This window comes from Streptomyces sp. NPDC029122 (assembly GCF_055569445.1).
Map to the genome: position 1 here is coordinate 33914 of NZ_JBVHWK010000021.1, position 8023 is coordinate 41936.

Annotated in this window: 6 protein-coding genes; 4 read left to right on the forward strand and 2 right to left on the reverse strand. The window is 72.0% G+C overall.

Annotated elements, in window-relative coordinates; genetic code table 11:
- Positions 1-101 precede the first annotated feature (101 nt).
- Positions 102-2150: an NAD-dependent DNA ligase LigA gene (gene ligA / locus ACZ4WZ_RS23110; protein ID WP_467893174.1), complete on the reverse strand. Its 2049-nt coding sequence runs from the start codon at positions 2148-2150 to the stop codon at positions 102-104.
- Between the two features lie 189 nt (positions 2151-2339).
- Positions 2340-3560 (reverse strand): alpha/beta hydrolase family protein, encoded by a 1221-nt coding sequence (locus tag ACZ4WZ_RS23115; protein WP_467893013.1) that lies wholly within the window; start codon positions 3558-3560, stop codon positions 2340-2342.
- 564 nt (positions 3561-4124) lie between these two features.
- On the opposite strand from ACZ4WZ_RS23115, the gene ACZ4WZ_RS23120 reads away from it, so the two are divergent.
- The 4 genes from ACZ4WZ_RS23120 to glgX all read left to right on the forward strand — a co-directional run bounded on the left by ACZ4WZ_RS23120 (position 4125) and on the right by glgX (position 7836).
- Entirely contained in the window at positions 4125-4481 is a 357-nt protein-coding gene (locus tag ACZ4WZ_RS23120) for a hypothetical protein (RefSeq protein WP_467893015.1), read from the forward strand.
- Between the two features lie 215 nt (positions 4482-4696).
- Complete coding sequence (locus ACZ4WZ_RS23125; RefSeq protein WP_467893016.1) at positions 4697-5221, forward strand: NUDIX hydrolase; 525 nt, start codon at positions 4697-4699, stop codon at positions 5219-5221.
- Positions 5222-5383: 162 nt separating this feature from the next.
- Complete coding sequence (locus ACZ4WZ_RS23130; RefSeq protein WP_467893017.1) at positions 5384-5530, forward strand: hypothetical protein; 147 nt, start codon at positions 5384-5386, stop codon at positions 5528-5530.
- 167 nt (positions 5531-5697) lie between these two features.
- Entirely contained in the window at positions 5698-7836 is a 2139-nt protein-coding gene (gene glgX / locus ACZ4WZ_RS23135; protein WP_467893019.1) for a glycogen debranching protein GlgX, read from the forward strand.
- The last annotated feature ends 187 nt before the right edge of the window (positions 7837-8023 follow it).

An 8023-nucleotide genomic window follows, 5' to 3' on the forward strand; every position in this document is an offset into this window, starting at 1 on the left:
CTTCGGGGCGCCGCTGTACGGCCCCTCCCCCGGTTGATGCTCCCCGTGCCCCTCCGCGGCGCGCGAGGAAGGCCCTGACCCGGGGTGGCGGACAGCGACGGTCAGGCGGGGAGGAGGTCGGCGACGAGGGCGGCGAACTCCTCGGGGTCGAGGATGCGGATTCCCAGCTCCTCGGCCTTGGTGCGCTTGGAGCCGGCCTTCTCACCCGCCACCAGGAGGGTGGTGCGCTTGGACACCGACGACGATGCCTTTCCGCCGGCCCGCTCGATCAGCTCGTTCGTCTCGTTCCGGGACAACGCCGCGAGGGGGCCGGTCATGGAGCCGGTCACCACGACCGCCTGCCCGGCCAGCGGGCCGCCCACCGGGGTCTGGCCGTCGTTCGCCCCGGTCGCGGGCTTGTGCTGCGGTTCGGTGACCTGGGTGCCGACCCGCTGGGCCTGGAGCTTGTCGAGGAGCGGGGCGAGTTCGGCGAGCTCGGCCGCGATGACGCGGGCCTTCTCCGTGCCGATGCCGTCCACCCCGGCCAGCGTGTCCGCGTCGGCGGCCCGGATCGCTGCCATCGAGCCGAAGTGCGCGGCGATCCGGCGGGACATCGTGCGCCCGGTTCCGCGGACGCCGAGGGCGCAGAACACGCGGCTCAGTGCGGCCCCGCGGGCGGTCTCGATCGCGGCCAGGAGGTTGGTCGCGCTGGTCTCGCCCATCCGCTCCAGGCCGAGGAGCCGCTCACGGTTCAGCGTGAAGAGGTCGGCGATGTCCTTGACCAGGCCGGCCTCCACCAGCTGTACCGCCCGCGTGCCGCCGAGGCCTTCGATGTCGAGCTGGTCGCGGCCGGCCGCGTAGATCACCGAGGCCACGGCCTGGCAGCTCCTGCCGCGCACGCACCGCCACCTCTGCTCGGAGGTGTCGATCGCGTCGCCGCAGCGGGGGCACGCCTCAGGGAAGACGATCGGGCTCTCGGCGCCGGTGCGCTGGTCGGCCAGCGGTGCCTCGACCCGGGGGATCACGTCCCCGGCCCGGTACACGAACACCTGGTCGCCGATCATGAGTCCGCGGCGGGTGATGTCGGACGGGTTGTGGAGCGTGGCGTAGGTGACCGTCACCCCGTCGATGACCACGGGCTCCAGAACGGCACGCGGGGCGATGATCCCGGTCCGGCCGACGTTCCACTCCACCGCCAGGAGACGCGTCACCTTGTGCTCGGCCGCCAGTTTCCTGGCCACCGCCCACCTGGGGGCGCGCGAGCCGTTGCCCGCCTGTCGCTGGTCCTCGGCCGCGTCGGCCTTGACGACGACACCGTCGATCCCGAACGGCAGCTCTGCGCGCAGGCCGGTGATCACGTCGATACGTTCCTGCACCTGCTCCACGGTCTCGCAGCGCATCGGGGCGGCGGCCGTGCTGGTGGCCGTGTTCGCACCGAGCGCGGCCAGTGCCTCCAGCAGGGCGAGGTGGCCGAGGTCGCCCAGGCCGATCGCGCTGTAGGCGAAGAAGGTCAGCTCGATCCGGTAGGGGCGGTCCTTGGCCCGCAGGGTGCCGGCCGCTCCGCTGCGCGGGTGCGCGAAGGGCGTGGCCTCGTGGGAGAGCCGGATCCGGTTGGCCTCCTCGAACTGGGCGGTCGTCAGCAGCACCTCACCGCGCAGTTCGACGTCGACCGGCTCGGTGAGCACCGGCGGCAGACCGAGGACGGCGCCGGCGGCATGGGTGATGTCCTCGCCGGCCAGTCCGTCACCGCGGGTCAGGACCTGAACCAGGCGGCCGCCCCGATAACGGGCGGCCACGGCGAGGCCGTCGAGCTTGGGCTCCACGCACCACCCGGCCACCGGGCGCCCGAGACGCCGTTTCAGTCCGGCGGCCCATTCAGTGAGCTCGTCGGCGTCGAAGACGTTGTCGAGGGAGAGCATCGGCACCGAGTGCGGCACGTCCCCCTGCACGGCCCCGCCCGCCACCTTCCCGGTCGGCGACTCGGCGAGCACCTCGTCCGGGTGGGCCCCCTCGTAGGCAGCGATGGCGCGCAGGAGCCCGTCGTACTCGTCGTCACCGAGCGGGGTGGCCCCGGCGCCGTAGTACGCGGCCGACGCCGCCATGGCGGTGGTCACGGCTTCCGCGTAGGCGACAGGGGAGAGCAGGGCACTGTTTTCGGTCATGAAGGTCATCATGCTGCCCAGCACTGACAACGGCACCGGCCTGGCGTGGCCGCGGTCTCCCCGCTCGAAGGACAAGTCGTCCCACGGCGCGCTGAACCGGAGGCGGCTCGGGTAGGACCCGGCGCAGTCGTCTGTTCCGCCCAGGCGACTGTGACGGGCCGCGGCGCCATGGCCCCGGGGGCTCAGGGGCTCAGGGGCTCAGGGGAGGAACGTCACGGCGGGGAAGGCCGGGGACGGTCCGTCGAGCAGGTGTCCCCGGCGGTGACGCAGGTGTTCGTCGAAGAACGCGAGGGGGTACGCCTGCTGGATCTTCACCGCCTGGTCGGGATCGAGGGTGCCGATCACGTCCTGGAGCTGCTGCCCGCTCCATCCGAACAGCTTCGCCACCTGGGGGAACAGCGCCTCGTTGTCGCCGTACGAGATGTGGGCGGCGCCCTGGGCCTGGATGTCCAGCCGCCAGCCCCGCAGGTGCGACCAGAACGCGGCGGCCGCGGGAGCCGTGGCCCGGGTGAACTCGGCGGACATCATCATGAACGGCCGGTCCAGGTCGCCGGCGAGCGGCGGGTTCATCTGCATCGGACCGTCGAGGCTCAGACCGGCCCGGATGCGGTCGTCCGCGAGCGCGGCGCAGGCGGTGGCCGTCCCGCCCTTCGACCAGCCGAACGCGCCCATGCGCCGCGGGTCGAGGGAGCCGAGCAACCCGGCCGGCAGCGCCCGCCGGCCGACGTCCGGATTGCGCCCGGCGGCGAGCTGCTCGACGCAGCCGAGGGCGAAGCGCAGGTCGGCGGCGAAGTCCCCGGGCAGCGTCGGTGCTTTCCGGTCGTAGAGCGGGACGGCGACCCGGCCGTCCGGGAATTCGGTGTAGGTGTCGTACTGGTGAGCCATCGTCACGACCGCGTACCCATGGCTGGCGAGCTCCTGGACCATGACGGTGTGGTCGCCCTGGTGGCTGTGCGCGCCGTGCGAGAACACGACGACGGGCAGCCGTCTGCCCGATCGCCGCACCGGAGCGCCCATGCGGCCGGCAGTGAGCGGTGCCAGGGGGACCAGGCCGCTGAGCCCGGCGTCGGTGAGGAACGCCTGAAGGGCGCCGGCCGGCATCCAGGGCGCCACCGGGTGGTGCTCGACGTCGCGGGCGGGATACCAGACGGCGGCCATCAGCTCCCGGAAGTGCCCGGGGCCCGCTATGTCGTCCGGGCGTGACCGGTCGACGAGGTGCAGTGGGACCGTACCGACCGGGTACGGACCGGTGGGCGCGGGCAGAGCGAGCCGCTCCGGGGCGGGACCGGGACTGCCCGGGTCCGCCCACGCGGGGCTTGCGATGGCGGCGAGGGGCACGGCGGCCCCGGCGGCCAACCCGGCCCCCAGCATGCGGCGGCGTGTCAGGTTCGTGTGGGCGGTGAGCGGCGAGACGGTCATGGGACCTCCGTGTCACGGATCGTCAATCGTGGCGCCACGGCGGGTCCGTGGTCACAACTGAACGCTGTCACATGCCCGTCCGTACGGCATCGGCCCACGGGTTTAAATCCCAGGGTTGATGCGGTCGACGGCGCCGTCCTCCCGGTCCGGGCCAGCAGCCGACTGTCCGCGCCGCAGCGGGGCACCCAGTTGGAGCAATCCGACCCGTTGGGAACTGGCCGGAGATGCTGGTCAGCCAGAGCGACGAGACCGAGCACAAGTACGGCGTGGGCCAGACCTACATCTGGGCCACCAACCCCGCCACCCGCCCGAGGAAGGGGAGGCCCGGCTCTACGACGCGGACCCCCGCCCGGCCCGCGAGGCGGACATCACCACCTGGACTGCCGCCCTGAATGACGCGCGATAGGCCGCCCCGGACTTTGCCTGACCCTGACGCCCGTAGAGCCTGATCCCACAGGCCCCGCCACGCCACGGGATCAAGGAGGATCGATTCGCCTGTCGGTGCCCCCCTAGGGTCGTGCCCGCAATGCCCGACCCGCCTTCCCGGAAAGGTGCCCCTCCCCCATGAAGCTCCGCACCACCACCGCCGCTGCCCTGGCGGCCTTCGCCCTGGTCCTGTCGCTGCCCGGTTCGGCCCTCGCCGCCGAAGGCTACTTCCACTACAAGTACGTCGACGGATACGGGCAGGAGCAGCACGTCACCCTGCACGACCCGCACAGCGGCAAGTGCGTCAACCTCCACGCCGTCAGCGACGACGACGAGCAGCCCGGCTACGGCCCGCACAACGACACGGACTCCGCGGTGGTCGTCTACGCCGGCGCCAACTGCGAGGGCCCGGAGTGGAAGCTGCGCGCGCACGGCAGCCCGGCGCGCGACGACCTCCTGGTCCGGTCCGTGCGCTTCGAGGTCAACCCCGGTTAGTGTCACCGGTGTTCGAGCCCGATGAGGCCCGGGGCGGCCAACCGCCCCGGGCCTCAGGCCACCCACAGCACCTCGGCCATCAGAGTGGGTGGCGGTGCCGTTCGGTCCGCACGGCTCCCCTTCCCCGCGTCGTGCCGGCGGGCGAGCCGGTGGAGCATCGACGAGCGGCGCATCCGGGCGCTCTGAGTGATCCACAAGGGAAGAAGGGATGGCAGATGACCCACGGCGATGCCGCCGCGTTTCACCAGATCAAGATCCGTGTCGCGGGCCTGGTCCTGGACGGCCAGGATGTGGCGCTGATCCAGCGGACCAACGGCCGAGGGATGGTCCACTACGCCCTGCCGGGCGGCAACGTGGAACCCGCCGAGCCGCTGCCCGCCGCTTTGCGGCGTGAGCTTCGGGAGGAGCTCGGTCTGCTTCCGGAGGACCTGGCGGACGCACCGCGCTTCATGTGGCTCCTGGACGCCATGGTGAGCCGGCCGGGGTCCACTCCCCCCAGGAAGCTCCACCTCGTCTACCGGGTCCGTCTCCGGCCGGGAGTCCGTCCGAAGCTGAAGGCGTTCGAGGACGATGACGCGGTCGGCCGTGGGGTGGTCGTCTGGGTGCCGTTCGACCAGACAGGTGACCTCGCCCTCTTCCCGCCCGTGCCCCTCGCGGGTCTCGGGTCGTCCGACGCGTGCGTCGACGCCGGATCGGCCATGCTTCCGGCCGTGGACGACAGCAGCTACCGATGGCTGTGACCAGGCAGCGGGCTCTCCCGCACGTCAGCGGGACGATGCCGGCACCGGCGGGTGCGGGCGGCACGGTGCGCCTCGGGAGGCGGCGTGGGTGCGGCCCGCGGTTTGGAGGGCGGGGTGCGGGGCACACGACGTGGCGTCAGGAGGGCTACATCGGGAGGGTTCATGTCCGGACTGTTCGCGAAGATCAAGCGGTTCAGCCGCAGCCCGCAGGGGCAGCGGACGATCGCCTCCGTGCGGCGCGCGGCTTCCGACCCGCGCAAGCGGGAGCAGGCCCGCGGAATGCTCAGGCGCCTTCGGGGCAGCCGCTGACCCGCCGGCCTCGGCCCGGCCCCGGCGATCGTGTCCCGCTCGCGACGGTCCCGGGGCCGGTACGGCGCCGGTCGCGCGTGGGGCGCATCGCCCGGCGGCCCGGCGTGGCGCCGCCCGGGGCGAGGGACCAGCGGGCGCCGGGGCCGCGCCGCCAGTAGCGTGACCGCATGCGTACATGGACGGGCAAACCGTACCCCCTGGGAGCGACGTACGACGGCTCCGGAACCAACTTCGCACTGTTCTCCGAGGTCGCCGCAGGCGTGGACCTGGTCCTGCTCGACGACGCCGGGCGCGAGACCCGCGTACCGATGACCGAGATCGACCGGTCCGCCTGGCACATCTACCTCCCCGACGTGGGTCCCGGCCAGCGGTACGGCTACCGCGTCAGCGGGCCCTTCGACCCGGCCGCCGGGCACCGCTGCAATCCGGCCAAGCTGCTGCTGGACCCGTACGCGACCGCGATCGACGGCCGGCTCGACCACCACGAGTCGCTCTACGGCCACCGCTTCGCGGACGGCTCCGAGCCCAACGAGCTCGACAGCGCGGGCCACACCATGCTGTCGGTGGTCACCGACCCCAGCTTCGACTGGGGCGACGACAAGCCTCCCGGTCACACGTATGCGGACAGCGTCATCTACGAGGGCCACGTGCGCGGTCTCACGCGCACCCACCCCGCCCTGCCCGAGGAACTGCGCGGCACCTACGCGGGCATCGCCCACCCCGCCTTCCTCGAGCACCTCACCAGCCTCGGGGTGACCGCGCTGGAACTGATGCCGGTGCACCAGTTCGTCCAGGACGGCCACCTGGCGGAAAGGGGACTGTCGAACTACTGGGGTTACAACACCATCGGCTTCTTCGCCCCGCACAACGCCTACGCGGCCACCGGGGGCCGCGGAGCGCAGGTCACCGAGTTCAAGCAGATGGTGAAGGCGCTGCACGCGGCGGGCATCGAGGTGATCCTCGACGTCGTCTACAACCACACCGCCGAGGGAAACCACAACGGGCCCGTCCTGGCGTTCAAGGGGATCGACAACGCCGCCTACTACCGCCTGGCGGACGAGGACCGCTCCCGGTACTACGACACCACGGGCACCGGCAACAGCCTGCTGATGCGCCACCCCAACGTGCTGCAGCTCATCATGGACTCCCTGCGCTACTGGGTCCAGGAGATGCACGTCGACGGCTTCCGTTTCGACCTGGCCGCCACCCTCGCCCGCCAGTTCCACGAGGTCGACCGGCTCTCCGCCTTCTTCGACGTCATCCAGCAGGACCCGGTGATCAGCCGCCGCGTCAAGCTCATCGCCGAGCCGTGGGACCTGGGCGAAGGCGGCTACCAGGTCGGCAACTTCCCACCCCTGTGGTCGGAGTGGAACGGACGCTACCGTGACACCGTCCGGGACTACTGGCGCGGCGCCGAGGGCGTCCTCGGCGAGTTCGCCTCGCGCATCACCGGTTCCGCCGACCTGTACGAACACGACCGGCGCCGTCCCCTCGCCAGCGTCAACTTCGTCACGGCCCACGACGGGTTCACCCTGCGCGACCTGGTGTCATACGACCACAAGCACAACGGGGAGAACGGCGAGGACGGCCGGGACGGCGAGGACCACAACCGGTCCTGGAACTGCGGGGTGGAAGGGGAGACCGACGACCCCGGTGTTCTGGCGCTGCGGGAGAGGCAGCAGCGCAACCTGATGACCACGCTGATCCTCTCCCAGGGCATTCCGATGATCAGCCACGGGGACGAGCTGGGCCGTACCCAGGGCGGCAACAACAACGCGTACTGCCAGGACAATCCGACCACCTGGATCGACTGGAACCTCGACGAACGCCGGCGTCGGCTCCTCGAGTTCACCTCCGGTCTCATCCGGCTCCGCCGCCGGCATCCCGTGCTGCGGCGCAGGCGCTTCTTCTCGGGTCGGGCGGTCGGACACTCGGGCCGCCCGCCCGCGGACGTCGAGTGGTTGCGTCCCGATGCCACGCCGATGCAGGACGAGGACTGGACGGCGCCGCGGGCCGGCGCGCTGACCGTGTTCCTGAACGGTGAGGCGATCACCGAGCCGGACGCCTACGGGAACCGGGTCACCGACGACTCCTTCCTGCTGATGTTCAACAGCACGGACAGGGCTGTCGACTTCCGTCTTCCCGGCGACCGGTTCGCGGTCCGCTGGGCACTGCTGGTGGACACCGCGAGCACGGACGCCCCCGACGAGCGGGAGCTGAAGGCGGGCAGCGCGCTGCGGCTGGAGTCGTACAGCACCGTGGTGCTGTGCAGTGCCCGGGAGGGCGCGGTGCCGGAGGAGATCTGACGCCTGGTGCGTGCGGGCGCGTCCGGCGGTGGGCAGGGCACGCACGGCGAGGGCGGCCGGGGAGCTGCCCGGCCCGTCTCTGTCCCCCCTTCCCGCCCCTTCCCCCCGGAGGGGGACGGGGGGGGAGGCCCCCAGAGGCGGGTCGGTTGTGGTTTTTGTTGGTCTGGGGGGGGTGGGGGTTGAGGCG

Coding starts and splice junctions, on each gene's coding strand:
- ligA (WP_467893174.1), bottom strand. CDS start 2,150: ATGACCTTCATGACCGAAAACAGTGCCCTGCTCTCCCCTGTCGCCTAC.
- ACZ4WZ_RS23115 (WP_467893013.1), bottom strand. CDS start 3,560: ATGACCGTCTCGCCGCTCACCGCCCACACGAACCTGACACGCCGCCGC.
- ACZ4WZ_RS23120 (WP_467893015.1), top strand. CDS start 4,125: ATGAAGCTCCGCACCACCACCGCCGCTGCCCTGGCGGCCTTCGCCCTG.
- ACZ4WZ_RS23125 (WP_467893016.1), top strand. CDS start 4,697: ATGACCCACGGCGATGCCGCCGCGTTTCACCAGATCAAGATCCGTGTC.
- ACZ4WZ_RS23130 (WP_467893017.1), top strand. CDS start 5,384: ATGTCCGGACTGTTCGCGAAGATCAAGCGGTTCAGCCGCAGCCCGCAG.
- glgX (WP_467893019.1), top strand. CDS start 5,698: ATGCGTACATGGACGGGCAAACCGTACCCCCTGGGAGCGACGTACGAC.